19 protein-coding genes and 2 tRNA genes are annotated in these 25,676 nt (G+C 33.4%); 8 read left to right on the top strand and 13 right to left on the bottom strand.

Annotated features, from left to right (window positions below):
* Positions 1-129 precede the first annotated feature (129 nt).
* A tRNA-Glu gene (locus IRZ99_RS16230) sits at positions 130-201 on the bottom strand.
* A 666-nt stretch (positions 202-867) separates the two neighbouring features.
* On the opposite strand from IRZ99_RS16230, the gene IRZ99_RS16225 reads away from it, so the two are divergent.
* A complete protein-coding gene (locus IRZ99_RS16225) occupies positions 868-2,880 on the top strand; it encodes a M13 family metallopeptidase (RefSeq protein ID WP_194658260.1) in 2,013 nt (670 codons plus the stop codon).
* 89 nt (positions 2,881-2,969) lie between these two features.
* Here the strand turns inward: IRZ99_RS16225 and IRZ99_RS16220 are convergent, their stop codons facing one another.
* The gene (locus tag IRZ99_RS16220) at positions 2,970-3,665 is read right to left on the bottom strand and encodes a pseudouridine synthase (protein WP_194658259.1); all 696 of its coding nucleotides are present in this window, start codon (positions 3,663-3,665) and stop codon (positions 2,970-2,972) included.
* 294 nt (positions 3,666-3,959) lie between these two features.
* Between IRZ99_RS16220 and IRZ99_RS16215 the strand changes: the two genes are divergently transcribed.
* The 3 genes from IRZ99_RS16215 to IRZ99_RS16205 all read left to right on the top strand — a co-directional run bounded on the left by IRZ99_RS16215 (position 3,960) and on the right by IRZ99_RS16205 (position 6,307).
* The gene (locus tag IRZ99_RS16215) at positions 3,960-4,808 is read left to right on the top strand and encodes a DUF5694 domain-containing protein (RefSeq protein WP_194658258.1); all 849 of its coding nucleotides are present in this window, start codon (positions 3,960-3,962) and stop codon (positions 4,806-4,808) included.
* Positions 4,809-4,848: 40 nt separating this feature from the next.
* Positions 4,849-5,556, top strand: a complete 708-nt coding sequence (locus tag IRZ99_RS16210) for a DUF6090 family protein (protein ID WP_194658257.1) — start codon at positions 4,849-4,851, stop codon at positions 5,554-5,556.
* A gap of 70 nt (positions 5,557-5,626) precedes the next feature.
* Complete coding sequence (locus IRZ99_RS16205) at positions 5,627-6,307, top strand: hypothetical protein (RefSeq protein WP_194658256.1); 681 nt, start codon at positions 5,627-5,629, stop codon at positions 6,305-6,307.
* Positions 6,308-6,654: 347 nt separating this feature from the next.
* On the opposite strand, the gene IRZ99_RS16200 is transcribed toward IRZ99_RS16205, so the two are convergent.
* The 3 genes from IRZ99_RS16200 to IRZ99_RS16190 form a co-directional block, all read right to left on the bottom strand.
* Positions 6,655-7,629 carry an energy transducer TonB gene (locus IRZ99_RS16200; protein WP_194658255.1) on the bottom strand — a complete coding sequence of 325 codons (975 nt, stop codon included), beginning with the start codon at positions 7,627-7,629 and terminating at the stop codon, positions 6,655-6,657.
* A 144-nt stretch (positions 7,630-7,773) separates the two neighbouring features.
* The gene (locus tag IRZ99_RS16195) at positions 7,774-8,961 is read right to left on the bottom strand and encodes a hypothetical protein (RefSeq protein ID WP_194658254.1); all 1,188 of its coding nucleotides are present in this window, start codon (positions 8,959-8,961) and stop codon (positions 7,774-7,776) included.
* Between the two features lie 402 nt (positions 8,962-9,363).
* A tRNA-Met gene (locus tag IRZ99_RS16190) sits at positions 9,364-9,436 on the bottom strand.
* A 116-nt stretch (positions 9,437-9,552) separates the two neighbouring features.
* Here IRZ99_RS16190 and era point away from each other — a divergent pair.
* The 3 genes from era to IRZ99_RS16175 all read left to right on the top strand — a co-directional run bounded on the left by era (position 9,553) and on the right by IRZ99_RS16175 (position 14,852).
* Positions 9,553-10,434 (top strand): GTPase Era, encoded by an 882-nt coding sequence (era, locus tag IRZ99_RS16185; protein WP_026985744.1) that lies wholly within the window; start codon positions 9,553-9,555, stop codon positions 10,432-10,434.
* Positions 10,435-10,664: 230 nt separating this feature from the next.
* Positions 10,665-11,975 (top strand): ribosome biogenesis GTPase Der, encoded by a 1,311-nt coding sequence (der, locus tag IRZ99_RS16180; protein ID WP_194658253.1) that lies wholly within the window; start codon positions 10,665-10,667, stop codon positions 11,973-11,975.
* Between the two features lie 120 nt (positions 11,976-12,095).
* On the top strand, positions 12,096-14,852 hold the full coding sequence (locus tag IRZ99_RS16175) for an outer membrane beta-barrel protein (protein WP_194658252.1): 2,757 nt from the start codon (positions 12,096-12,098) through the stop codon (positions 14,850-14,852).
* 133 nt (positions 14,853-14,985) lie between these two features.
* Here IRZ99_RS16175 and IRZ99_RS16170 read toward each other — a convergent pair whose 3' ends face one another.
* From IRZ99_RS16170 to IRZ99_RS16135, 8 genes are all read right to left on the bottom strand, one after another.
* The gene (locus IRZ99_RS16170; RefSeq protein WP_194658251.1) at positions 14,986-15,738 is read right to left on the bottom strand and encodes a DUF2490 domain-containing protein; all 753 of its coding nucleotides are present in this window, start codon (positions 15,736-15,738) and stop codon (positions 14,986-14,988) included.
* Between the two features lie 148 nt (positions 15,739-15,886).
* A complete protein-coding gene (locus tag IRZ99_RS16165) occupies positions 15,887-18,451 on the bottom strand; it encodes a TonB-dependent receptor (protein WP_194658250.1) in 2,565 nt (854 codons plus the stop codon).
* A gap of 246 nt (positions 18,452-18,697) precedes the next feature.
* Positions 18,698-19,111, bottom strand: a complete 414-nt coding sequence (locus tag IRZ99_RS16160) for an Rrf2 family transcriptional regulator (RefSeq protein ID WP_056195014.1) — start codon at positions 19,109-19,111, stop codon at positions 18,698-18,700.
* A gap of 103 nt (positions 19,112-19,214) precedes the next feature.
* Positions 19,215-20,054 (bottom strand): YgcG family protein, encoded by an 840-nt coding sequence (locus IRZ99_RS16155; RefSeq protein ID WP_194658249.1) that lies wholly within the window; start codon positions 20,052-20,054, stop codon positions 19,215-19,217.
* A gap of 3 nt (positions 20,055-20,057) precedes the next feature.
* Positions 20,058-20,495: a TPM domain-containing protein gene (locus IRZ99_RS16150; protein WP_194658248.1), complete on the bottom strand. Its 438-nt coding sequence runs from the start codon at positions 20,493-20,495 to the stop codon at positions 20,058-20,060.
* Positions 20,496-20,578: 83 nt separating this feature from the next.
* Positions 20,579-21,166, bottom strand: coding sequence for a LemA family protein (locus tag IRZ99_RS16145; RefSeq protein ID WP_026985752.1), 588 nt, complete (start codon positions 21,164-21,166; stop codon positions 20,579-20,581).
* Positions 21,167-21,204: 38 nt separating this feature from the next.
* Positions 21,205-21,537, bottom strand: a complete 333-nt coding sequence (locus IRZ99_RS16140) for a MerR family transcriptional regulator (RefSeq protein ID WP_026985753.1) — start codon at positions 21,535-21,537, stop codon at positions 21,205-21,207.
* 47 nt (positions 21,538-21,584) lie between these two features.
* Positions 21,585-22,562, bottom strand: coding sequence for a peptidoglycan DD-metalloendopeptidase family protein (locus IRZ99_RS16135; RefSeq protein ID WP_194658247.1), 978 nt, complete (start codon positions 22,560-22,562; stop codon positions 21,585-21,587).
* Between the two features lie 266 nt (positions 22,563-22,828).
* Here IRZ99_RS16135 and alaS point away from each other — a divergent pair, with 266 nt between their 5' ends.
* On the top strand, positions 22,829-25,465 hold the full coding sequence (alaS, locus tag IRZ99_RS16130; RefSeq protein ID WP_194658246.1) for an alanine--tRNA ligase: 2,637 nt from the start codon (positions 22,829-22,831) through the stop codon (positions 25,463-25,465).
* The last annotated feature ends 211 nt before the right edge of the window (positions 25,466-25,676 follow it).

The raw sequence follows: 25,676 nt of genomic DNA, 5'->3' as shown, positions 1-25,676 counted from the left end.
ACTCTTTATATCCTATAAAAGCCACTCATTCATAGAGTGGCTTTTTTTGAGATTAAGCAGACATGAAATTAGATTAAATTTATTGCATAAAAAAAGCTTCAGATTTCTCTGAAGCTTTTTGTTAGCTAGTAGCCCGTAGCGGAATCGAACCGCTCTTACATGGATGAAAACCATGCGTCCTAACCGATAGACGAACGGGCCTGCTTTGCTATTGCGGGTGCAAAAATGCAAATAATTTTAGAATACGCAAAAAAAATTTTTCAGGAAATTGTTTTTAGTTGTTCCGAAATTATCATCTTTCGAAATTTCTATCGTACACAAATTTGGGAAATTAAAATGTATTTGTTTGATTAATAATTCGTTGTTTTGGATGAAAAATGGAAGTAAAGCAGTTTTTTTTCATTTTTTTATTCAAAAGAAGAAGTAAAAAAAATAATAATTATTTTCCTTTTGAGAGAATATTCTCTAGGTTTATGCCGTTTTCAGAAGCGCCTTTAATGAAAATTTGCGTAAATTTTAATTAGTAAAAAAACATCCAGAAAAATATTAGTTTTGAATTACGGACCTTATCAGGTCTTTATTTCTCAATTATATAATTGTGTGAAATGAAGCAAAGTCAATTCCGAAAATCTTCGGGATTGTTCAGTATGAATAAGGAGCACTCAATAGAGCAGGGGATTATTATATTAACGATAATATCAGCCCATAATTCTAAAGTTTTTATAAGTGGTAATTCTTATAAAAACTTTAGAATTAGAAACTGAATTCGTATATTGTTCTGCTAAAATTAACTATGCCGGATATATACATTTTAAAATATCTGCCCTCAAACGTTTTCAGTTCATTTTAATAGAAATAATCTAGATTATGAAAAATTCATTAATACTATTCATCGCGTTCTTAGCTTTTACATCGTGTTCAAAACATGAAGGAAAAAAAAATATTGCTATCACTGGAATAGATTCCACATTGCGACCTGGTAATGATTTTTTTAAATATGTAAATGGCAAATGGTATGATTCTGTATCAATACCCGCATCTCAAGCCGGAGTTGGTGCCTATATGTTTATGAATTACCCACAACGAATGCATCTGCAAGGAATATTGGACAGTATTTCACAAAGCAAGAATCCAGCAGGAAGTATTGAGCAAAAGGTCGGAGACTTTTATGCATCAGGTATGGATACAGTAACCATTGACAAACGCGGTTATGCACCTATCAAACCCTTGCTTGCCAAAATTGAAGCAATTAGCGATTTACCATCATTAATGAATTTTGTAGTTAATGAAGAAAAAGTAGACAATTCTTCTATTATAGGTTTTGGAGTGGGACCAGATGATAAAAACAGCAGTATGAACATTGCCCAAATCTATCAAACGGGTATTGGTTTGCCTGACAGGGACTATTATTTCAAATCAGATTCATCAACTGTTGCCATACAGGGAGCGTATAAAAAATACCTTACTACCTTGTTTCAACAAACCGGCAGCAATGCCATAGAGGCTAAAAAGAATGCTAATTTGGTTTACGATATTGACAAACAACTCGCCGTTTCACATAAAACAAAAGTTGAACTTCGGGATGTGCAGGCAAATTATAATAAATTGGCTGTGACAGATCTTGTAAAAAGACATCCTAACATAGACTGGACTACATTTTTGAATAATTTAGATGCTAAAACAGATTTCATTAATGTTGCTCAACCTGCCTATTATGATGCCCTTAATAAGCTGCTAAAAACGATCCCCATTAATAATTGGAAAATTTATTTAAAGGCAAGATCTATAGAAAGATATGCAGATGATTTAAGTAAACCTTTTGTAGATGCCTCATTTGAGTATACCAAAGTGCTTTCTGGTCAAGCTGTTCAAAAATCACGTGGCGAGAAAATGGCTAGTGTCCTTGATACGTACTTAGGCGAAGCATTGGGTCAATTGTATGTAAAGAAATATTTTTCAGAAGATGCTAAAAAACGTATGTTAATCCTCGTGAATAATTTGCAAAAAGCGTATGCCAAAAGAATTGATAAATTGGAATGGATGAGTTCCATTACGAAACAAAAAGCTAAAGAAAAATTGGCAGCCATGACGAAGAAAATAGGATATCCGGATAAATGGAGAGACTATAGTAATGTACATGTAGCCAGAAATACTTATTTTGAGAATATGGTTTCGGCCGCTACAGCTGCATATCAATTTCAATTGGCAAAATTGGGTAAACCGGTCGATAAATCAGAATGGTACACTACAGTTCCAACAGTTACGGCCTACAATAACCCTACTGCAAATGAAATTGTTTTTCCTGCAGGTATTTTACAAGCCCCATATTTTGATAATAATGCAGATGATGCACTTAATTATGGAGGTATAGGAATGGTTATAGGTCATGAAATTACCCATACTTTTGATGATCAGGGTGCTCAATATGACAAAGATGGAAACTTAAAAAACTGGTGGACAAAAGAGGATTATGCACAGTTTAAGTCAAGAATACAACAGGTTATCAATTTGTACAGTACTTATACCGTTTTAGGCGATCTACACATTAATGGCGCAATGACAGTTGGCGAAAACACGGCTGATATTGCCGGAATAGCAGTTGCTTATGATGCTTTTAAAATGACTAAAGAAGGGCAAGGGAATACAAAAATTGATGGTTTTACTCCAGACCAACGCTTCTTTATTTCTATAGCCAAAATATGGAGGGTAAAAATGAAAGACGAGTTCCTGCGTTTGTGGATTAACAATAACCCACATTCTCCACCAAATTGGCGTGTTAATGGCCCTTTAATGAATACTACTCCTTTTTATGAAGCATTTAACGTACAACCTGGAGATAAAATGTTTTTGCCAAAGAAAGACAGAATAACAATTTGGTAATACTCTGGCTTTCCGAAGTTTTTTCCTTGAAAAAATGCGCAAATGTCTATAGGAACTTTGCGCATTTTTTTGTTTAGTAACCTATTATTCTATTCATACCTACTCAAATCCAAATTAAGAATAGTACCAACTCTGCTAAACTCTTCATTAATCTTTGCGTTCAGGATTAGTGGTTCGTTTTTTATGGGATGATTAAAAATTAATTGATGTGCATGAAGCATCATTCCCTTCAGGTCATGATTCTCCAGCCATAACTTATTTTGTTTGTTACAACCATGCGGACGGCTCCCTAAAATGGGATGAAAAATATGTTTAAAATGTTTTCGTAATTGATGCATACGTCCCGTTTCAGGAATCGCTTCTACCAAACAATATCGCGATGTTGGTCTATTATTAAATTCTAGTTCAACTTCGGCATTTTGTAAACGATGAAAGTGGGTTATTGCATTTTGTGTAATATCATCATCATTAGTTAAATCATAATCAATCGTTAGTTCTTCAGGTGACCAGCCACGTAAAATGGCTAAATATTTTTTTTCGACTTCGCGTGTGGCAAAACGATCATTCATAATTTTCAAAGTCTCCTTATCCAAGGCAAATAACAAGACACCAGATGTTTTGCGATCCAGACGATGAATAGGATAAACATGTTGCCCTATTTGATTTCTCAGTTCCTGAATAGCATACACTTTTGCATCGCGCGCATAAAATGATTTGTGAACCAGCAGTCCACTTGGTTTATTAATTGCTATAATATATTCGTCCTGGTAAAGAATTTCTAACATTTGGCAAAAGTAGACGAGATTTCGATTAAAATCATTTTTATGACTTATTTATTCTATACTTTCTTTTTTTATTTTAGATCGAACAAAAAAAATGACTTTACGTGAAACCGTAAGGCTTCCTTGTTTTTTTTGAGTAGTATTGTAACCTTACATTATAAAAGAAAAGTTCGTACACAATGTAAAAAACGAATAAAAACTTATCTCTTTAATTGCAAACTGTGTAATACTAGTACGTTGTGTGTGACTTTCGAGCGATAGAAATAACTAATCAACATTTGGTAGAAATTTGGGATAATGACAACCATAAAAAATAATCTAAAAAAAATGACTTTCCTTAAAACACTTTCTACATTTTTAATTACGCTTTTAATTGTAACAACAACTTTTGGACAGCAATCTAAACAAAAAACTAAAATCTTATTAATAGGGACAATTCACTTCGAAACACCTCATTTAGATACGCATGAATTAAAGACAGATGATTTTTTAGCTCCTAAAAGACAGCAGGAACTGGAAGAATTGACCGAAACTTTAAAACGAACAAATGCTGATAAAGTGATGATAGAAAAACCATTTAAGCAGCAAAAGCAATTTGATAGTTTGTATAATGCATATTTAGAAAACAGGTATAAATTAACCGTTTCTGAACGAGAGCAAATTGGTTTTAGATTAGCTAAAAAATTAAATTTAAAACAGATTAATTGTGTTGATGTTTTGTATCTAATGAAACAGGACAGTTTACTAGGTGTAACGGCTAAAGAAAAAAATCAGTTGTATCTATTAAATGAATTAGGTACTACTGCTAAAAACTTTATGGCTGAAATAGATGGTGTCGTAAAACGAAATTCAATAACCGGAATACTAAAATATCTAAATACAAAAGAACTTTTGCAGAAAAATTTATCATTGTACTTAAAATATATGGTAAAAGTTGGAGCAGGAGAGAATTATATTGGTGCGGAAGCAGTTTCTGAGTGGTATTTAAGGAATTTAGCGATTTATGCTAATGTAATTACTCAAATAAATGCAAATGACAAATATGTTATACTAATATTTGGACAAGGACATATTCCTATATTAAAACACTTACTGCAAAATAATGATGATTTTGAAGTCGTTGAAGTAAATAGCGTACTAAAATAAACTTTCACCAATAGCCAGGTTAAAATTACAAAACCAAAACATGCAAGACGAAATAATAAAACACTCAAAAAAAATCTATTCAGAGATGAACAATAAAAACCATTCTTTTAAAGAAAAAGCAAAGGAAGTACTTGCTGAAATTTTAATCATCGTATTTGCAGTTTCACTTTCAATTTGGCTTCACTCCTGGAGCGAAGAAAGACATGAGCATAAAGATGCGCAAACATTTTTAATTGGGTTGAAAGAAGATTTGCAAAATGACATTTCAAACCTAGAAGAGACCAAAAAAAAATTAGATAAAACACAGCAACAAATATCATTTGCTTTGCATCTTACACCAAAAAAGATAGACAGTATTAAAGCGAATCATCAACAGATTCAATCCGGTACAAATCTCATTAATACAATAGTAAATAATGGGCGATATGAAGGCTTTAAATCTAGTGGGAAAATAAATACTATAGAAAATCAAAACGTAAGAAATCAGATTTTGAGTTATTATCAGCAAACTATTCCACAGATAGTGCATGTCGAAGCATCATACGACAAACTCACTTCAAAATATGTAGATTTATTACTAAGTGGAAAAGAAGATGAAGATATAAATACAACTGTGCTAAAACAGAAGACAAAGATAATTTTGTCAGGTATTAATGATTTTACCAAATACAATCAAAAACCTTATGAGGATGCTATTAAGCAAGCGAGGGAAATTATAAAAGAAATTGACAAGGAAGAGAATAAATAAAAAAAAGAACGCACAACCAGTGTTTGGTGAGCGTACAACTTTAACAGAATAACATTTTACAAAAAACAAAATGCAAGAAGAAATAACGGAACATTCAAAAAAAATTTACAAAACTGTGAAAAACACAGAACACACATTTGGAGAGAAAGTAAAGGAAATTATAGTAGAAATATGCATAATCGTTTTTGCTGTTACTATTTCTATTTGGTTTCATAGTATGAGTGAAAAAAGTCATCAAAGAGAAGAGGCAAAAGAATTTTTAACAGATTTGAATCAGGATTTGAGTCAGGATATTCTTCTTATGGAAACGTATTCAACAAGGCTGAAAAGTTTTAATAAAAATTTAGAAATAGTCAATCAGTATAAATCAAATTATGAAGAGTTAAAAAAGATAAAAATCAACCCTTTGCCTCCATTTATTAATAGAGAAACGTCCACTGGTGATTATGATGGTTTTAAGTCAAGCGGAAAAATAGGCTATATAGAAAATAAAAAATTGAAATCATCAATTCTTAAATACTATCAACAAAACATGCTTAGATTAGCTAATGCCGAAAAATTTTTCGGGAATTTATCTGTTGAAACATCGTTAAGAGTAACTGATAAGGGTATGGAATCTGTAATTGATGACTCAAATATTACCAGATTAAATATACTAGGAGGAATGTCAACCGAAATTGTACAAGTTTATGACCAACAGATAAAAGCGGCTAAAGAAATAATTAAAGAAATAGAAAAGGAAACTAAGTAAAAATAGTCGCTGTCAGCTCGAGCGTATCGCTCATGAAAGCAAAGTTGTTTTTAAAGTAATCCAAAAAAAAGCTCCAGATTTCTCTGAAGCTTTGTCTTAGTAGTTCGCCGCGGCGAAGACTCGAACCTGTGTCCGCCGCGGCTGATATGAGCCCAACAAGCTATTAGAATTTAAAATAAAAAAAAACCTCTGCTGGCGCGAGCGTCCCGCTCGTGAACGCAACGGATGTTGTCAAAGATAGTTGAAAACAAAAAAGCTCCAGATTTCTCTGAAGCTTTTGTCTTAGTAGCCCTAACAGGACAATTTTCGAACCATTTTCATGGGGATTTGGCAATGTTAAATATAACTTAATCAAGTGATGCATTTACTGTATAAGGAATAGAATACAAACACTTTACTTTTTGCCCATTTTTTATTGCGGGATTCCACTTTTTAGACAGTTTTAAAACTCTTATAAGTTCGTCTCCAGTTCCATATCCAATATCGCGAAGAATTCTTATTCCGGATAATACGCCATTTTTTTCAACTACAAATATAGCATATACTTTACCTTTAAGCCCTTCTTCGGTTGGTACGCGATATTCTTTTTGTACAAATTTATAAAATTCATCGATTCCACCAGGGTAGTCCGGTTTTGTATCTACATTTACTGAATTATATATATCATTATCAGTAATGTATTTGTTTTCTTCTCTAATTCTGTCCCATTTAGGATCATACATTTTTCCTAGAAAATTATATGATATAATAGTACTTGAACTTTTTATTACCCAATATCCTTTGTTATTTTTTAATATGTAATAATTTGAAGGTGAAAAGAAACGTTCTGTAGTATTTTTGACTGGAGGTTCTTCATATTGTATATTGTCCAATATTAATTTCAAATTCTGACTTCTAATTATTTTTAAGGTCTTTAAATACAAAAAGTTTTTATCTGCTAAAAAAGAACCTAAAATACGTAATGAATTTGGATCAACATTCGGAATCTTCTGCAACCCTAAATCTGTGCTGTAATAATAGACATTATTATTGTTTTTATAATAATTTAGTCCCAAACGCTGAAAACCGTTGGCATCAATATTTGTTAATTTGTTTTGACAATATATATGATTATCCTTTTTATAAAAATCATAATCGTAGTATTCTGCATGAGGTTCACTAAAATAACCCATAGCACAGATTCCGGAAATTTCTTTTGATTTATATCTATAATAGCCTTCAGGAATTTTTAAAGTAATATCTCTTACTGCGGTATTAGTTTTTTGATTTTGACCGTTTGCAATTGAAAAAAGACTTAAGAATGTTAAAATTATTGTTTTCATGAATTTCTTTTATTGTTTCAAATCAAGTAAATTGTTTTGTTTTTTTTTAATCAAACAATCATAAGAACTTTTTTCATCTAATTTAATTATTTTATGATGCCAATTTCTTATAATTCTATTATTGAATTTTCTGTCATTATTTTTTTAAAATTTTTGACCTAGACATTTACTAAGATTTTCATATTGATCTAGTATTCCTAAGCCAGTACTTGGTTCGACTTCAATTAATCCTTTTGCACACTTAAGACCTGACACATTCTTATTGTCAACATGATTTTGTTCATTTAGAATATTGGATTTATATTGTATCAGAAATTCGTTTGTAACGGGATAATATGATCCTAATCTCATACCGAAACGATCCTGAGTTGGAATCATCATTGCTTTCAGATTCAGGAAATTATTGTAAAAGAAAATTTTAGAAGAATCTATTCTAGTAAATTGATTTTGTTCGTCTAGTTTATTTGTGTATTTGTTTTTGTAATGTTTTTTTTTATTTGTGCTTTCATACATATACTTTAGATAAATTAATGAAGCTGTATTTATTCTTTTAATTAATCTTATTTTTTTTAAAATGGGATCATTGAAGCGCTTAAACTTTGCGCCATTTTTTTTTCTAAAATAAAAGGCTACTTCTTTTGCAGTAATTTTATATCTCCTATCGTCACCATAATAATATTCTTCAGTACTATAACCTCCAATTAAAGGTAGTATGAAATCATCTGTAGTCCTTAAGTTAAAGGTCTTAATTTTGGGATAAGGCTCTTTTTGCTCTAAAAAATGATTGTTTCCAAATGGATAGGGACTATTCTTATCTTTATCAGATTCTAAATACGGATTGACAACTTCTATATCTAATTTTAGTTTGTTTAATTCATTATAGAGATAATCTTTAAAAAGATTATAGTCTTCCTGATCATTTGAAAATATCGCAATTTTGTATGGATCTTCAACAAAAATATCTTGTTTGCTTTCTTCGTAAGTATTCGATTGATATTCATAAGAAACATTCAAAGGGTCATAAAGCCTCAATTTCAATTCTCCTGGCAATCCCTCTAAATTCTGAAATCCCTTTTCATTGTATTTTTTATGATAAGCCATGATAGTATTATACCCAGTAGGTATTTTATCAAAATAATAGAACTTACCTTTTTTGTCATATTGACCAATGATTACCGGAATTTCAAAACCTTCAAGAGTTACTTTTGCATCATCAATATTTCTCCCTCTTTCAGCATCTTCCAGATAAATTTTTATTGTATGGTTATTTTTTTGCTGAGCGCAGATACCTAATGATAGGAATGAAAAGACAAGCGTAAATAACCATTTCATAATAATGTGGTATTTATTAAATTGATTTGAGATAAATTCTGCTTTACCGGAGAACTAATCCGGGAGTAATAAAGGAATTGATTTCATCAAATTAACAATAAAAAAAAGTATTTTGATGAGTTAATTTCCGTTTATACTTTAGATGTAATAAAATCGAAAAAGGTTGGGATGGATTGATTTTTTTTTGAACTATTTGCTTTAATATAAAATATAATAGATTTCACCTTTTAGATATATCTAAGATAAACTTTCAATTTGATTTTTTTCAGTTAACTTAATGGGACTCGAACTAAATTCACCTGAAAATACAGGAGTTTTAAATTTTAAGAAATTGAAACAAGATTTTTCGAACCACTAAAAAAGCCGAGAAATCTAGATTTCTCGGCTTTTAATATTTACTAGTAGCGGGAACAGGACTCGAACCTGTGACCTTCGGGTTATGAGCCCGACGAGCTGCCTACTGCTCTATCCCGCGATGTTTCGGGTGCAAAGATACGTCGTTTTTTGAGAAATCCAACGAAAACTTTAAAAAATGTTTTATTTTCTGTATTGAGTTGATATGACTACCTTTGCACAATAAATATTTCACAAATGTCACATAAAGCAGGTTTTGTAAACATCATCGGGAATCCAAACGTTGGAAAATCAACATTGATGAACGCCTTTGTTGGAGAAAGATTATCGATCATTACATCAAAAGCACAAACAACTCGTCACCGTATTCTTGGAATCGTGAATGGCGAAGATTTTCAACTTATATTATCAGATACCCCAGGAATCATCAAACCGGCTTATGAAATGCAGGAGTCGATGATGAACTTCGTAAAATCGGCTTTTGAAGATGCTGATATTTTGGTTTACATGGTCGAAATAGGGGAGCAGGACTTAAAAGACGAAGCTTTCTTTAATAAAATCATCCATGCTAAAATACCGGTTTTATTATTGTTGAATAAAATTGACAATTCGAATCAGGAACAATTAGAGGAGCAAGTGGCGTTTTGGACGGCAAAAGTTCCAAATGCTGAAATTTTCCCAATCTCAGCTTTACAGAATTTTAATGTACCGGAAGTTTTCAGCAGAATTATTTCTTTATTGCCAGAATCTCCGGCATATTATCCTAAAGATCAATTAACAGACAAACCAGAACGTTTTTTCGTAAATGAAACAATTCGTGAGAAAATCTTGTTGAATTACAGCAAAGAGATTCCGTATGCAGTTGAAATCGTTACGGAAGAGTTTTTTGAAGACGAAAAAATCATCAGAATCCGTTCCATCATTATGGTAGAACGCGAAACTCAAAAAGGAATTATCATTGGACATAAAGGTGCCGCTCTTAAGAAAGTTGGAACCGATGCGCGTGCTGATTTAGAGAAGTTCTTCGGAAAACAAATTCACATTGAACTAGTCGTGAAAGTGAACAAAAACTGGAGAAGCAACGCGAATATGTTGAAACGATTTGGATATAATCAATAGTTTTAATGTTTCAGGTTTCAAGTTGAGCATAAGTGCTTAAAACTTAAAACTTGAAATCTGAAACCTGAAATTTGAAACAAAAATCTTAGGTACTTAGAAACTTAGTGGCTTAGCCACTTTTTTTACCTACCTTTGCAAAAAATTAAAATAAAGCATTTTGGATTATAAGTTATTGATTATAGGATACTAAAATCAAAAAATCTAAAGTCTAAAATCAAAAATTCAAAAAAATGAATAACATTGTTGCGATAGTAGGAAGACCTAATGTAGGGAAATCAACCCTTTTTAATAGGCTGATACAAAGAAGAGAAGCTATTGTAGATTCTGTATCTGGGGTTACCCGTGATAGAAACTATGGTAAAAGCGAGTGGAACGGAAAAGAGTTTTCTGTAATTGATACCGGCGGTTATATCCGTGGATCTGATGACGTATTTGAAGGTGAAATTCGTAAACAAGTAGAGCTTGCTATCGATGAGGCTGATGTTATTATTTTTGTGGTTGATGTAGAAGAAGGAATTACACCAATGGATGAAACGGTGGCAAAATTGTTGCGTAAAGTAACAAAACCAGTTTTATTGGCTGTAAATAAGGTTGATAACGCAATGCGTGAAAAAGATGCTGTTGAGTTTTATAACCTTGGTTTAGGGGAGTATTTCACATTTGCAAGTATCTCAGGAAGCGGAACAGGAGATTTATTAGACGCTTTGATTGACTCTTTCCCAGAGAAACCAGAGCCAGTTCAGGAAGAAGTGGTTTTACCTCGTTTTGCTGTTGTAGGTCGTCCAAATGCCGGTAAATCTAGTTTTATCAATGCTTTAATTGGTAAAGAGCGTTTCATGGTTACAGATATTGCTGGTACTACACGTGATGCAATTGATACAAAATTTGACCGTTTTGGTTTTGAATTTAACTTGGTTGATACTGCGGGAATCCGTCGTAAAGCTAAAGTGAAGGAAGATTTAGAATTTTATTCTGTAATGCGTTCTGTTAGAGCGATTGAACATGCAGATATTTGTATATTGGTTATCGACGCAACCCGTGGATTTGAAGGTCAGGATCAGAGTATTTTCTGGTTGGCCGAAAAAAACCGTAAAGGTGTTGTAATCTTGGTAAACAAATGGGATTTGGTTGAAAAAGATACCATGTCGACTCGTGATTACGAAGAGAAAATTAAAAAAGAATTAATGCCTTTTACTGATGTGCCAATTTTGTTCGTTTCGGCTTTAACGAAACAACGTTTATTGAAAGCATTGGAAGCTACGGTTCAGGTTTTTGAAAACAGAAAACAAAGAATTGCGACTTCAAAATTCAACGAATATATGTTGAAAGTAATTGAAGCTTACCCGCCACCAGCTACAAAAGGTAAATATGTGAAAATTAAATATTGTATGCAGTTGCCAACATTGACACCTCAGTTTGTGTTTTTTGCCAACATGCCACAATATGTTAAGGAACCATACAAAAGATATCTTGAAAATAAAATTAGAGAAAACTGGGACTTTGCAGGAGTGCCGATCGATATTTATATTAGAGAAAAATAAAAAAAAATCCCCGTTGAGACGGGGATTTTTTTTTGAGATAATAGAAGTTTTATAAATGTTTAAACTAAAAATTAAACCTTTGCGTTCTTTTTTGGTCTTATAATTATTAACCAGCTATTTATGACCAAATTTCTCTCTCTTTTATTGATTTTTCTTTTTTGCTACACGGCAAATGCTCAGAACGATATCATAATCAAAGGAACTGTTATTGACATTAATACACAGCTTCCTCTTGAAATGGCAACAATTTATTTTACAACCGTAAAAGATTCTACAGTAATTGAATATGCAACTACTGATAAAAATGGCGTTTTCCGAATCAATACAAAAAAAATCGACAAGCCTGTTTATTTGAAAATCAATTACATGGGTTATCAAACTTTGGTCGAGGAACAGAAATCACTTTTGGAAAGCAAAGATTTTGGAAAATTGTATTTGCTTGAGAATGTAAATGCTTTAGAAAATGTAATTATTAAAACGGAAGCTCCGCCAATTGCAGTTAAAAAAGATACATTAGAATTTAATGCTTCGGCATATAAAGTCCGCCCGGATGCCAATGTCGAAACTTTATTAAAGCAATTACCTGGGGTTGATGTTGATAACGACGGAAAAGTTACTGTAAACGGGAGGGAAGTGACGCAGTTTTTAGTCAATGGAAAAACTTTTTTTGATAAAGACGGCGCTATGATTTTAAAAAATTTGCCAGCTGAAATTATAAAAAAGGTTCAGGTTTCGGATTTCAAAACAAAAAAAGAAGAACTGGCGAAACAAGAATCGAGTTCAGATAATTCTACCATAAATTTTACAATAGACGAAAAGAAAAATAAAGGTTTCTTTGGGAAAATGCTTGGCGGTTATGGTTCAGATGATCGTTATGAAAGTAGTCTGATGCTGAATTTCTTCAATAATAAACAAAAAATAAGTGTTTTGGCTTCTTCAAATAATATCAATTCGACCGGTTTTTCAATGGACGATGTGTTTGATAATATGGGAGGCGGCAGAAATAATAACGCCAATAGAGAAAGTACAACGAGCGGAAAAGGAATTACGCAGTCTAATCTGGCTGGTATTAATTACTCAGACGATTGGTATAAAGATTTGGCAGTTTCAAGCAGTTATAATTTTTCGAACACAATCACTAATAATGATAGTAAAGCGAATCAGCTGAGTTTTTTGCCAACAGGAAATATTCTCACCGAATCTGATGCTAAAACAAGGAATGAGAATACGGGAAATAAGATTAATTTCGAGTTAGAATACAAACTCAATCCGACTACGCGAATTGCTATTACGCCAAAATTTAATCAAACCCGTGTCAATAGCGATTCGTCTTCGTCCAGTTTTTCTGAAGATGAAAATGGAGCTTCCTTAAACGAAAGTACGGCAGAATCGCACAGAGAAAATAATACTTTGAATTTCGCTAATACACTTAATTTTAATAAAGTTTTTGAGAAAAAAAATAGAAACTTAAGTTTTGTATTTGACAATAATAATACAAAAGCCGATACAGATGCGCTGAACATTTCGGAGACTATTTTTTATCAGGATAATAAACCAAATGATGAACGAAACCAGACAAGTAGTAATAGAAATACGAATGATGCTTATTCTTTAGATATTGAATATACAGAACCTATAACAGATTCACTCCGAATTCGATTTGGATCTGATTTTGATTGGAAAAACGAAATTAAAGATCAAAAAACCTTTGATTTTGATGCAGGTTCACAATCTTATTCTGATATAAATGAATCTTTGACGACTTATACCACTTCAAGACAAAATTCGGTTAGCCCAAAATTTGGGATTACGTTGCAGAAAAATAAGTTTACAGTTAATCTGGACACTAAAACTTCGATTATTGCTTATGATAATCATGGTTTGTATTTAGGCAAAGAAACGGATCTGAATAAGAAATATGCGTTGCCTTTTGGTACCGCTCAATTTAGGTACAAGTTTAGCCGTTCTAAAAATTTGGCTTTTAAATATGATTATTCAAATACACTTCCGGCATCCAGCTTTTTATTACCAATTGCCAATTTGAGTAATCCACTGAATACAATTATAGGAAATCCGAATTTGAAACCCGTCGAAAAGAGTACAGCCAATTTTAGTTTCAGAAATTTTGATTTCCGCACACGTTCAGGATATAGTTTAAATGCTAAAGGAGATTATTATAGTACAGATATTTACTCAACTTCTTTTTATGATGAGAGTGGAAAAAGAACAACAACGTATGTAAATACAAGCGGAACATATACGTTTTCTGTTGGTGGAAACTGGAACCAGTCTGTTAAAAAAGATGCTCATGTTTTACGATATGGCTTGGCGCTAAACGGAACGTATACATTTGATAAAGGTTTTACAAACGCGGTTATGTACAATGCTAAATCTACAGCAGTAACGCCAAAAGTTTATTTGTCTTATGAATATGGCGAGTTACTGGTTGTTTCACCTTCTTATAGTTTATCTTATAATGAAACAAAATATGAGAATTACACACGTGATGCAACCTCAAATGTAGTTCACAGAATTAATTTGCAAACAACATCTTATTGGCCGGCAAATTTGATTTTCGGAAATGATTTTGGATATACTTATAATTCTAATATTTCCGGCGATTTCAAAAAAGATTTTTTTCTCTGGAATACGAGTTTGTCTTATGGATTTTTAGATAAAAAACTGTACGCCAAAATAAAAGTTTATGATGTTTTAAATCAAAACCAAAGTGCAACCAGAACAATTTCTGCGACATCCATCCGTGACGAAGAAAATACGGTTTTAAAGCGTTATATTATGTTTTCAGTGGCGTATAAAATTGGAAATTTTGCAGCTGAAAAGGGGTCTAAAAGAAAACAAAGAGAAAGAGAAGAATAATTATTTGGGCGTTCCCTTCGGTCGGGCTTTCGGCTATATCTTTTATTCCGTTTCACTTCATAAAAGGATACCGCCTCAATCCCTAACGCAAAAGCACCTTAGGTTTTAGTAAAATATTTGAAGAGTTAGAATTTTAAAATTTATTTATTTTAGGCTTCCTATTTATCCGATGATAAACGGTAAAACGAATAATATCCCGATCATAAAAATCAACACCACTAGCGCGTCTTTGAAAACTTTTCAAATAACCAGCTTCTAAACCAACATTCGGATTGAAGTGATAACGTAAAGCAGCATAAAGTCGGTTTTGATCGAAAGTATTTCTCTTGTTGTCTTTTCCGAAATTAAGGAGAATTTCATCAGAAATAGTACCCTTTAAGCTTCGGTTTTCTTTTTTCCAAAGATCAAAAGTAGATTGTAATCGGTACCTAAATCGGAAAGCAAAAGAAAAATCATCCAATAATTCCGTTCTAGTTGCTTTCTGAATAAAACGCTCTTCTAATTGAAAACGATTATGAAATGTAATCTTAGCAATATCATTGATCAGTGTAATGTCTTGCTGGGCACGATATTCCGGAACTGAAAAATCAGGATCAAAATGCGGATCTTGAGTGTTGACATTAAAAAAGGCAAAGCCGCCACCTAAATCGACTAATTTAGTTGCTCTGTATCTTCCCTGAACTCTGATCACAAATAAGTTTTCATGAATAGGATTTAAAAAATTTCTATTATCAAATTCAGAGTGTAAAGCCCATTTTTCAGTTAAGGGTAAAATATTGTAATACCGAATCCAGGTCAGCGTTTGCTGGTCGATATTGCGTTTATTTTGCGCAATTCCCACTTGACTTAAGAGGCCAACAAAAAGAAATATTCTAAGAATTTTCATTTACATAAATTCAGGCTGCGAATATATACAAATCAAAATGTATTTCAGGAAGATTAAAATGGGTTTAAAATGCTTTTTTGTGATTATAAAAAAGCGAGGCAAGTTCTTAAACTTGCCTCGCTTTGTATTTTGGAATTTAAATAATTTCTTATAATGAATATTTCAATGTAACTCCATAAGTTCTTTGATCTCCAATTACTCCTGCATATTGTCCTGAGTTTCCTCCGGCCGGTAATAATTGCTCATAGTAATCTTTGTTTAAAAGGTTACGTCCCCAGAAGTGAACTGATAATCCCTGAGATGCACGGAAACCTAAACGAGCATTGAAAATCGCATAACCTGGAACTACTAAATATTTTGAAGCAGAAGGACTAGATGAGAATTCAGAACGAGCGTAGGAATCAAGTGCCAAGAAAATCTTTCCAGCATTACCAAAGAATCTTGCATTATCTGAAAGTTCACCTCCTAAAGATCCTGCCCATCTTGATACACCCGGTAAATCTGTTCCTGAAACATCTTTATAGGCAACCTGAACTCCTCCAACAGTAGTTCCTGTTTCTTCCAGAGGAAGTGGTGCATTTGTAAATTTCACATAAGTACCTTCGGTATAAGTTGCAGCACCATTAATTGTCAGGTGTTGATTCACTACAAAACTTGCATCTAGTTCAGCACCTCTTACACGTACTTTATCTGCATTAGCAAGATAACCACGGTTAACACCTAATTCAGCTGCCTGAACGTTTGTTTGGTAATCTTTAATTTCTGTATTAAATAAAGCTACGTTCAATATAGAATTTCTGAAAGGCGAAGTTTTTACTCCAACTTCATAATGATTTACTTTTTCAGGTTTGATAACCGCAAGATCGGTTAAAGGCTGTCCTTTTGAATCTGTTGGTAATCCGGCAACATTCACGCCAACTGGCTTGTAGCTTTTCGCATAAGTTGCATAAGCATTAATTTTGTCAGAAGCTTTATACGTTAGAGTTAAGTTTCCGGAAAAGTCAGTATTATCAGTACTAGAATCAAATGCCTGATCGGAGTAAACTGATTTTTTCAAAGCTAATAACGCAGGATCTGTTGTTTGCAGACCTCCATATGTTGTACGGGCATAATGCGCATCTTTTTTATCGAAGTTATATCTTAAACCGGGTAAAACGTGGAAGCGCTCTGTAATAGCCCAGTCTAATTGGCCAAATACTGCTGCACTCGATGCTCTGATGTTGGCATCTGTTTTGATTCCGTATCCTTCAAAAAGACCAGGAGTTTTCCATAATGGACTAGTTGAACTTTGTGCAAATCTCCATTGTGCATTACCGGATTCTTCTGTACCGTCTGTTTGAGAAGTTTGATCGATGAAGAATACACCTGCAACTCCGCTTAATTTTGATGTTAATTGACCAGCATAACGAACTTCCTGCGTAATCTGAGTTTGTCTTGTTGGATTTTGTGATTTTGCTAATACTTGTAATCCCGTAAAGTCTCTGTCATTTGATGGATCCCAGTTCCAAAAACGCCAAGCAGTTGTTGAGGTAAGTGTACCGCCACCAATTTTGGTGTCAATATTAAGGGAAATACCTCCCATATCCTGATTTGAACGCCATGGTGTATCGTGATCAATTTTGCGATCAAAAGCATTTAAACTTGGCAATTGATAATTTAAATCTTTAATAATTGCATCAAACTGGCGGTAAGCAGCTCTTTGAGTAGGAGCAACACCAGCAACAACCTGTGCATATCCGTCAGGACGCTGTGTTGTTATATCGGCTGCTAATATAATATTGGTATTTACTGTTGGTGTCCAAAGTAATTGACCTCTAATTCCCTGATTATTTAATGTGTTAGTTGGTCTTCCTGTAGCGACATTGTCAATTAAACCATCACGTTGTGTTCCTGAAAAAGAGATACGTCCTGCCACTTTTTTGCCTAAAGCTCCTGTTACAGATGCTTTAGCCTGCAAAAAGTTGTAATTTCCATAGCTTACTTCAAAGTCAGCACCAGTAGTAAAACTTGGTTTACGAGTTGTAATGTTAAAAGCTCCAGACGTTGTGTTTTTACCAAATAAAGATCCTTGTGGTCCACGTAATACTTCGATTTGTTCTACATCAATAAAGTCTAAAGTTGTAGCGGCCGGACGAGCGTAATAAACACCATCAACATAAAAACCAACTCCCGGATCGATTCCGTCATTTGTTAACCCGAATGGAGAACCAAGGCTACGAATGTTAATTCCTGTATTTCTTGGATTTGATGAATATAATTGCACAGATGGAACTAATTCTTTAATACGATTTACGTTAAAGGCACCAGTTTGTTCCGCTTGTTTTCCTGTTATAACAGAAATGGCAATTGGCACATCCTGAACTTTCTCGATTCTACGTCTTGAAGAAACCACAACTTCTACAAGTTCATTTTCTTCTTTTAAAGTTACTGATAATGGAGTTGCTGGTATAGCGTCCAATTCTATTTCTGTAGTTTTATAGCCAACGTATTGAACTAGTATTGTTACCGGAAGTTTTCCTTTGGTATCGATTGAGAATTTTCCGCCTGGATCAGTACTGGTACTGAAAGTTGTTCCTTTAATAACAACGTTAACAGCTTCTAATGGAATGTTTTCTGATGTTGTTACTACACCTTCGATATTTTGTGCGTACGATGTTGTAAAGGCTAGTAGTAAAAAGATACTTGTAAGTGATATTTTATATAGATTTTTCATTTTTATATTAAGTATATGTAATTAGTAGAATTTAAATTAAATTTTTTTTACCAACACATGCACATCATAAATGAATTGTTTTTCACAGTTGTGAATGGACTATAATTACTTTGCAAAAGATTTTTTGTTACACCTGATTTACTTGAATGTACTTTCATGGGTTAAAAATTTGTAAATGATTTGTTAATTATTTTTGGCAAATATATACAAATTCTATTAAATCGATAGGGTTTAGGGGATATTTTTTTATTTCTTTACCAATGAGGCGATTGTAATGCCTTCCATTGCCTTCAAAGTTTTGTCTCTAATAAGAAGCAAACCGTGTCGCAGACTGCATTCCGACTCGGTTTTACAATCAGAACAAGGTTCGTAGAAATTTAAAGAAGCACAAGGCAAAAGCGCAATTGCACCATCAAATAAACGGTGAATTTCGGCCAAAGTGATCTCATTTTTAGATTTTATCAGGTAATAACCGCCAAATTTTCCCTGCTTACTACTCACAAAACGTCCTCGTTTTAGATCCAATAAAATTTGTTCTAAAAACTTTTTAGGAATGTTAGCGCCATCAGCAATTTCGATCGTTCTCGAAATGTGATTTTCGTCTTGTTCCGCTAAATAAAGTAAGGCCTTAAGGGCGTATTTTGCTTTATGTGATAACATCTATCTTTAATTATGAATTATAAATTGTGAATTATGAATTTTAAAACTGAAAACTAATTTTCAGCATAAAACCTGAAACCTGAAACAAAAGAAACAAAAAGCGTTACCAGCCTCCGCTAGAGCCTCCACCTGAGAATCCGCCTCCGCCAAATCCTCCACCGAAGCCACCGCCTCCGCCACCAAAACCACCTCCTGATGATCCTCCACCGAAACCGCCAAATCCTCCGCCGCTTCTTCCAAGATTACTTAGAATAATAACGTCAAGGAGGCTAGGGCCGCCACCGCCGTTGTTGCCCGAATTTCCTCCACCGCCTCTTTTGTTTCGAGACAGTAAAATTAATACAATTACCACAATAACAATGAAAGGTAATATTGGGAAACTTTTCCCTTTGGTTTGTTGTTTTCTTTCACCTTTAAATTTTCCTTTAAAAACATCAATTATAGCGTCAGTTCCTTTGTCGAGTCCGTTATAAAAACTTCCTGCTTTGAATTCCGGAATAATGATATTTCTAATTATAGTTCCACCAATTCCGGCTGTTAAACGATCTTCAACTCCGTATCCTGGATTAATGGCAATTTTTTTCTCATTTTTCGCCAATAGAATTACAACACCGTTATCGTCTTTTGCCGTTCCGCCAATTCCCCAGGTTTGTCCCCATTTTGTAGCCAGTTGACTTACGTCTTCACCTTTTAAACTTTCGATGGTAATGATTACAATCTGAGTTGTAGTGGAATCTGAATAGCGAACTAGTTTTTCTTCTAATTGTGCTTTTTCAGTAGAACTTAAAATGTTGGCATAATCATAAACCGAAGTCTGGAAACTTGGTTTTTCAGGAATTGTAAACTGCGCAAAAATGCAATTGGTGGTAAAAAGGGCTATTAATAGAAAGGATAATGTAAAAATTCCTTTTGACTTAGATATTTTGTTTTTGGAAATTTTCATTATTTATCCTTTTGAGATTTCGTTAGATAATTCATTTGTGTCTTCTTCAGACCATGGAAAGTATTTTTTCAATTGTTCACCGGCGTTTAAAATCCCGTCAACAATCCCTTGCTTAAAGTTTCCTGCTTTAAATTGTGCTGTCATTGCGTCTTTGGTACAATCCCAAAAATCATCAGCAACAGCATCATTTATGCCTTTATCGCCACAAATAGCAAAGGCTTTATCTTCAACAGCAAAATAAAATAAAACACCATTTTGCAATTGGGTTTCATCCATTTTTAATTCATGAAAAAGTTCTAAAGCTCTATCAAAAGGAGCTTTAGAACTTGTTTTTTCTATATGTACTCTAATTTCGCCAGAAGTATTTTTTTCAGCCACGCGAATGGCTTCAACAATTGCTTGTTCATCTTCTTTGGATAAAAAATCTTCTACTTGTGACATTGGAGTTATTTTAGATATTAGATTTCAGATTTTAGATTCCAGACTAACTGAAATCTAAAATCATCAACCAAAAATATTATTTTTTAGAATTTTACTTCAACTGGTTTATCAGCGCCTTCAACCGCATTAAAGTATGCTTTTTCTTTGAAACCGAACATACCAGCAAATAAACTATTTGGGAATGTTTTGATGTGGTTGTTGTAAGGAGCCACAGCTTCGTTGAAACGTGTTCTTGCCGTCAAAATTTGATTTTCAGTACTTGCTAATTCATCTTGTAACTTCAGGAAATTCTCATTTGCTTTCAATGTTGGATATTGCTCAACTGAAACCAATAATCTTGATAAAGAAGAGGATACACCGCTTTGTGCTTTGTTGAACTCAGCAAGTTGTTCAGGTGTGATATTAGAAGGATCTACAGTTACACTTGTAGCTTTTGCACGAGCTTCGATTACAGCCGTTAAAGTTGATTTTTCGAAATCAGCAGCACCTTTTACAGTGTTTACTAAATTTCCGATAAGGTCATTACGTCTTTGGTAAGCAGTTTGAACATCTCCCCAAGATTGCTCTACAGTTTGATTTAATGTTACTGCAGTATTGTTAATTCCTTTAACCCAGCTGTAAATGATAATGATAAGGACAGCTCCAATAATCCAAGGCAAAAATCTTTTCATGTGTATTTAATTTAAGTTTGTTAGTTTTTGATTTATTATTATAATTCGTTCTTTATTTCGTTTAATTGTGTTTTTATGGTCTCTAATTTACGTATTATTTCGAATTTATCTAGTGTTTTCTTTTGTCCTTCTTTTAAATGTGTTTTCGCACCTTCTAACGTAAAACCTCTTTCTTTAACCAAATGATAGATCAATTGCAGGTTGGTTATGTCTTCCGGCGTAAACATTCTGTTGCCTTTGGCATTCTTTTTAGGTTTCAAAATATCAAATTCACTATCCCAAAACCTTATCAATGATGCATTGACATTAAAAGCTTTGGCTACTTCGCCAATGCTGTAATATCTTTTATCTTTTGAAAGCTCAATATGCATGTTTCTTAATTTTCTATTTTATTCCAAAAATACTACTTTTTAAAGTATTAATCTAATGACTGGTTTTCCTGGTTCGCCATTTGTGAAATTGTGACATATTCTACAGCCGAAATATTGCCGTAATAAAAGTTTAGCGGATTCACGACTTTTCCGTCTTTATGTACCTCATAATGACAATGCGGGCCTTCCGATCTTCCGGTACTTCCCACATAACCAATGACAGCACCTCTTTTTACTTTTTGTCCCGGTCGGCAGTTGTATTTGCTTAAATGAGCATACAAACTTTCATAGCCAAAACCATGCCTGATTACAACGTGATTTCCAAATCCCGAAGCCGAATTATCAGCTCTTGCCACAACGCCATCCCCTGTGGCATAAACGGGAGAACCGGTGTTGGCAGTAAAATCCATTCCGTTGTGCATTTTTCGCACTTTCGTAAAAGGATCAATTCGATATCCAAAACCTGAAGCAATACGTTTTAAATTCTCATTCTGAACGGGCTGAATCGCCGGAATGGCCAATAATAAACTGCCTTTTACGCTCGCCAATTTCAAAATTTCATCCAATGATTTCGATTGAATCGCCAATTGTTTCGAAAGTTTATCAATTCGTTTTGTAGTATTCAAAACCAATTGCGAATTGTTGTAACCTTCTAAATCTTTATATCTTTTTGGATCTCTGAATCCCGCTTTTCTAATCGAATCCGGAATTTCTGTTTTATTAAAATAAACTCTGTAAATATTATTGTCTCTGTTTTCTAAGGCTTCGGTTACATCGTCAATTTCATCCATTTTTTTATTTAAAATTGCATATTGCAATTTTAAATTCTCAATTTCACGTGCCTGCAAACGGTCTTTTGGTGTTTCAAAAAAAGGAGTGTTAATTAAAAGAACAAAAACTAGGAAACCAAACAGTGCCGAGGCTAATAAAAATAGCAATCCATAGCCAATTTTCGCCCTTTTTCTGGTTTTTATTTTTGTATAAGCCAGATTTTCTGAGTCGTAATAATATTTTACTTTCGCCATATTTTAAAATACCCTATTTTTGCAGCTTGTAAAATAAGTTAGTCGAACAAATTTAGTAAATGTTTCAGTTGTTCGCCTCTTTTTTTCAAGTTAAAAAAGCAATTAAATAATTAGATAATTGAGTCAATTAGATAATGTAGTAATAGGGTAATTTATTGTTGACGGAGATAAATTTTAAATAAGAATTATCTAATTGACACATTATCAAATTGGCACATTCATAAATTGACCCATTAATAAAAAAGATACATTTTCTTAATTTAAATATGAAATCACAAGACGTACGTAAACAATTTTTAGACTTTTTTAAAAGCAATGGACACTTAATTGTTCCATCTGCTCCAATCGTTCTTAAGGACGATCCAACACTTATGTTCAATAACTCGGGAATGGCCCAGTTTAAAGAATATTTTTTAGGAAACGGAACTCCAAAAAGCCCAAGAATAGCCGATACGCAAAAATGTCTTCGTGTTTCAGGAAAACATAATGATCTTGAAGATGTTGGTTTTGATACTTATCATCACACTATGTTCGAGATGTTGGGCAACTGGTCTTTTGGTGATTATTTCAAAAAAGAAGCAATCAACTGGGCTTGGCAATTATTGACAGAAGTTTATAAAATTCCAAAGGAAAATCTTTATGTTTCTGTTTTTGAAGGAAGCAAAGAAGATAATGTTCCTTTCGACCAGGAAGCCTGGGATATCTGGAAAACATTAATTGATGAAGACCGAATTATTCTTGGAAATAAAAAAGATAATTTCTGGGAAATGGGAGACCAGGGACCATGTGGACCATGTTCTGAAATTCACGTTGATTTACGTCCGGAATCTGAAAAAACTATTGTTTCCGGTAAAAGTTTAGTAAATAACGATCACCCGCAAGTAGTTGAAATCTGGAATAATGTATTCATGGAATTCAACCGTAAAGCAGATGGATCGTTAGAAAAACTTCCTGCACAACACGTTGATACCGGAATGGGATTTGAGCGTTTGTGTATGGCTTTGCAAGGAAAAACATCAAATTATGATACTGATGTTTTTACACCGCTTATCGAAAAAGTAGAGCAAATTACAGGATTAAAATATACTTCGGATGAGGTTAAAAACATCTCAGAAGAACAAAATAAAACCAATATTGCGATTCGTGTTGTGGTGGATCACGTTCGTGCCGTTGCTTTCGCAATCGCTGACGGTCAGTTGCCATCAAATACCGGAGCTGGTTATGTAATTCGTAGAATTTTACGTCGTGCGATTCGTTACGGATTTACTTTCTTGAATACAAAAGAACCTTTTATCAATAAACTGGTAGAAGTTTTGGCAAATCAAATGGGAGAATTTTTCCCTGAAATCAAATCGCAGCAACAATTGGTTACTAATGTAATTCGTGAAGAAGAAGCTTCTTTCTTAAGAACTTTGGATCAGGGATTACAATTGTTGGATAATGTAATTGCACAAACTTCTGGTTCAGAAGTTTCCGGTGCTAAGGTTTTCGAATTGTATGATACATTTGGTTTTCCAAAAGATTTGACAGCTCTAATTCTAAAAGAAAAAGGTTTCTCCTATAATGAAGAAGAATTTGAAGTTGAATTACAAAAACAAAAAACACGTTCACGTGCCGCTTCTGAAGTTTCTACAGAAGACTGGTCAGTTTTAATTCCAGGAAATGTTGAAACTTTCGTGGGCTATGATAAGACTGAAAACGAAGTGAAAATTACAAGAATCCGTAAAGTTGATTCTAAAAAGGATGGTATTTTGTATCAAATCGTTTTAGATAATACGCCATTTTATCCAGAAGGTGGAGGACAAGTTGGAGATAAAGGTACTCTAGTTTCAGCAAATGAAACGATTGAAATCATTGATACAAAAAAAGAGAACAATTTGATTTTGCATTTTGCAAAACAATTGCCGGAAAATATTGAAGCTGGTTTTGTAGCAAAAGTAAATAACGATTTAAGAGGTTCAACTTCTAAAAATCACTCTGCTACGCATTTAATGCATTTGGCTTTGAGAAACCTTCTTGGAACTCACGTAGAGCAAAAAGGTTCATTGGTAAATCCGAACTATTTGCGTTTTGACTTTTCGCATTTTTCTAAAGTTTCAGATGAAGAATTACGTCAGGTTGAAGCAAGTGTAAATGCACAAATTGAAGCACAACTACAATTGGTAGAGCACAGAAACATTCCGATTAAAGAGGCATTAGATAAAGGTGCAATGGCTTTATTTGGAGAGAAATATGGAGATAATGTTCGTATGATTGAATTTGGCGATAGCAAAGAACTTTGCGGTGGAATTCATGTGAAAAACACGGCAGAAATCTGGCATTTCAAAATCATTTCTGAAGGTGCGGTAGCGGCTGGAATTCGTCGTATTGAAGCAATTACAGGTGATGCTGTAAAAGATTTCTACCAAAATCAGGAGAATACTTTAGCTGAAATAAAAGAGACATTAAAAAACCCACAGGATATTTTAAAATCAGTAGCTTCTTTACAGGATGATAATGCAAAATTGAAAAAACAAATTGAGCAATTATTGAAAGAAAAAGTAGGCGCTTTAAAATCAGAATTAGAGAAAGATTTTCAAGAAATAAACGGCGTAAATTTCCTTGCAAAAAAAGTAGATTTGAGCATGGCATCAACTAAAGATTTGGCTTCTGCATTAGGAAGTTCAAAAGCTGATTCATTTGTGGTTTTGGCTTCTATTGAAGATGGTTTGCCAAATATTCATTGTTATATCGCTAAAGAATTGGTTGCTTCAAAAAGCTTAAATGCAAACGCAGTGATCAAAGAATTAGGAAAATATATTGAAGGAAATGGAGGAGGGCAGCCTTTCTTCGCTTCTGGGAAAGGTAAAAATACTGCTGGAATTGCGGAGGCTTTGGCTAAGGCTGTTGAGTTTGTTAAATAAGGTACTAAGATTCTAAGGAACTAAGGTTCTAAGTTTTTATAATATTCAAAAAGGAAAGCCGAGAGATTTTAAAAATCTCTCGGCTTTCTTATTTTTTTGCCACTGATTAGAAGGATTAAAATGATTTTTCTCATTTTATGTCATTTCGACAAAGGAGAAATCCTCGCGAGAAGCTCGACAAAGATTTGATTTTCGTTACGGAGTTACTTGC

It is taken from the genome of Flavobacterium sp. LC2016-12 (genome assembly GCF_015351595.1).
Classification (GTDB): Bacteria; Bacteroidota; Bacteroidia; order Flavobacteriales; family Flavobacteriaceae; genus Flavobacterium.
This window is presented reverse-complemented; position numbering and strand designations above follow the sequence as displayed.

Bases quoted from the DNA above. Each gene is read 5' to 3' on its own strand.
- IRZ99_RS16225 (WP_194658260.1), top strand. From the start codon at position 868: ATGAAAAATTCATTAATACTATTCATCGCGTTCTTAGCTTTTACATCG.
- IRZ99_RS16220 (WP_194658259.1), bottom strand. From the start codon at position 3,665: ATGTTAGAAATTCTTTACCAGGACGAATATATTATAGCAATTAATAAA.
- IRZ99_RS16215 (WP_194658258.1), top strand. From the start codon at position 3,960: ATGACAACCATAAAAAATAATCTAAAAAAAATGACTTTCCTTAAAACA.
- IRZ99_RS16210 (WP_194658257.1), top strand. From the start codon at position 4,849: ATGCAAGACGAAATAATAAAACACTCAAAAAAAATCTATTCAGAGATG.
- IRZ99_RS16205 (WP_194658256.1), top strand. From the start codon at position 5,627: ATGCAAGAAGAAATAACGGAACATTCAAAAAAAATTTACAAAACTGTG.
- IRZ99_RS16200 (WP_194658255.1), bottom strand. From the start codon at position 7,629: ATGAAAACAATAATTTTAACATTCTTAAGTCTTTTTTCAATTGCAAAC.
- IRZ99_RS16195 (WP_194658254.1), bottom strand. From the start codon at position 8,961: ATGAAATGGTTATTTACGCTTGTCTTTTCATTCCTATCATTAGGTATC.
- era (WP_026985744.1), top strand. From the start codon at position 9,553: ATGTCACATAAAGCAGGTTTTGTAAACATCATCGGGAATCCAAACGTT.
- der (WP_194658253.1), top strand. From the start codon at position 10,665: ATGAATAACATTGTTGCGATAGTAGGAAGACCTAATGTAGGGAAATCA.
- IRZ99_RS16175 (WP_194658252.1), top strand. From the start codon at position 12,096: ATGACCAAATTTCTCTCTCTTTTATTGATTTTTCTTTTTTGCTACACG.
- IRZ99_RS16170 (WP_194658251.1), bottom strand. From the start codon at position 15,738: ATGAAAATTCTTAGAATATTTCTTTTTGTTGGCCTCTTAAGTCAAGTG.
- IRZ99_RS16165 (WP_194658250.1), bottom strand. From the start codon at position 18,451: ATGAAAAATCTATATAAAATATCACTTACAAGTATCTTTTTACTACTA.
- IRZ99_RS16160 (WP_056195014.1), bottom strand. From the start codon at position 19,111: ATGTTATCACATAAAGCAAAATACGCCCTTAAGGCCTTACTTTATTTA.
- IRZ99_RS16155 (WP_194658249.1), bottom strand. From the start codon at position 20,054: ATGAAAATTTCCAAAAACAAAATATCTAAGTCAAAAGGAATTTTTACA.
- IRZ99_RS16150 (WP_194658248.1), bottom strand. From the start codon at position 20,495: ATGTCACAAGTAGAAGATTTTTTATCCAAAGAAGATGAACAAGCAATT.
- IRZ99_RS16145 (WP_026985752.1), bottom strand. From the start codon at position 21,166: ATGAAAAGATTTTTGCCTTGGATTATTGGAGCTGTCCTTATCATTATC.
- IRZ99_RS16140 (WP_026985753.1), bottom strand. From the start codon at position 21,537: ATGCATATTGAGCTTTCAAAAGATAAAAGATATTACAGCATTGGCGAA.
- IRZ99_RS16135 (WP_194658247.1), bottom strand. From the start codon at position 22,562: ATGGCGAAAGTAAAATATTATTACGACTCAGAAAATCTGGCTTATACA.
- alaS (WP_194658246.1), top strand. From the start codon at position 22,829: ATGAAATCACAAGACGTACGTAAACAATTTTTAGACTTTTTTAAAAGC.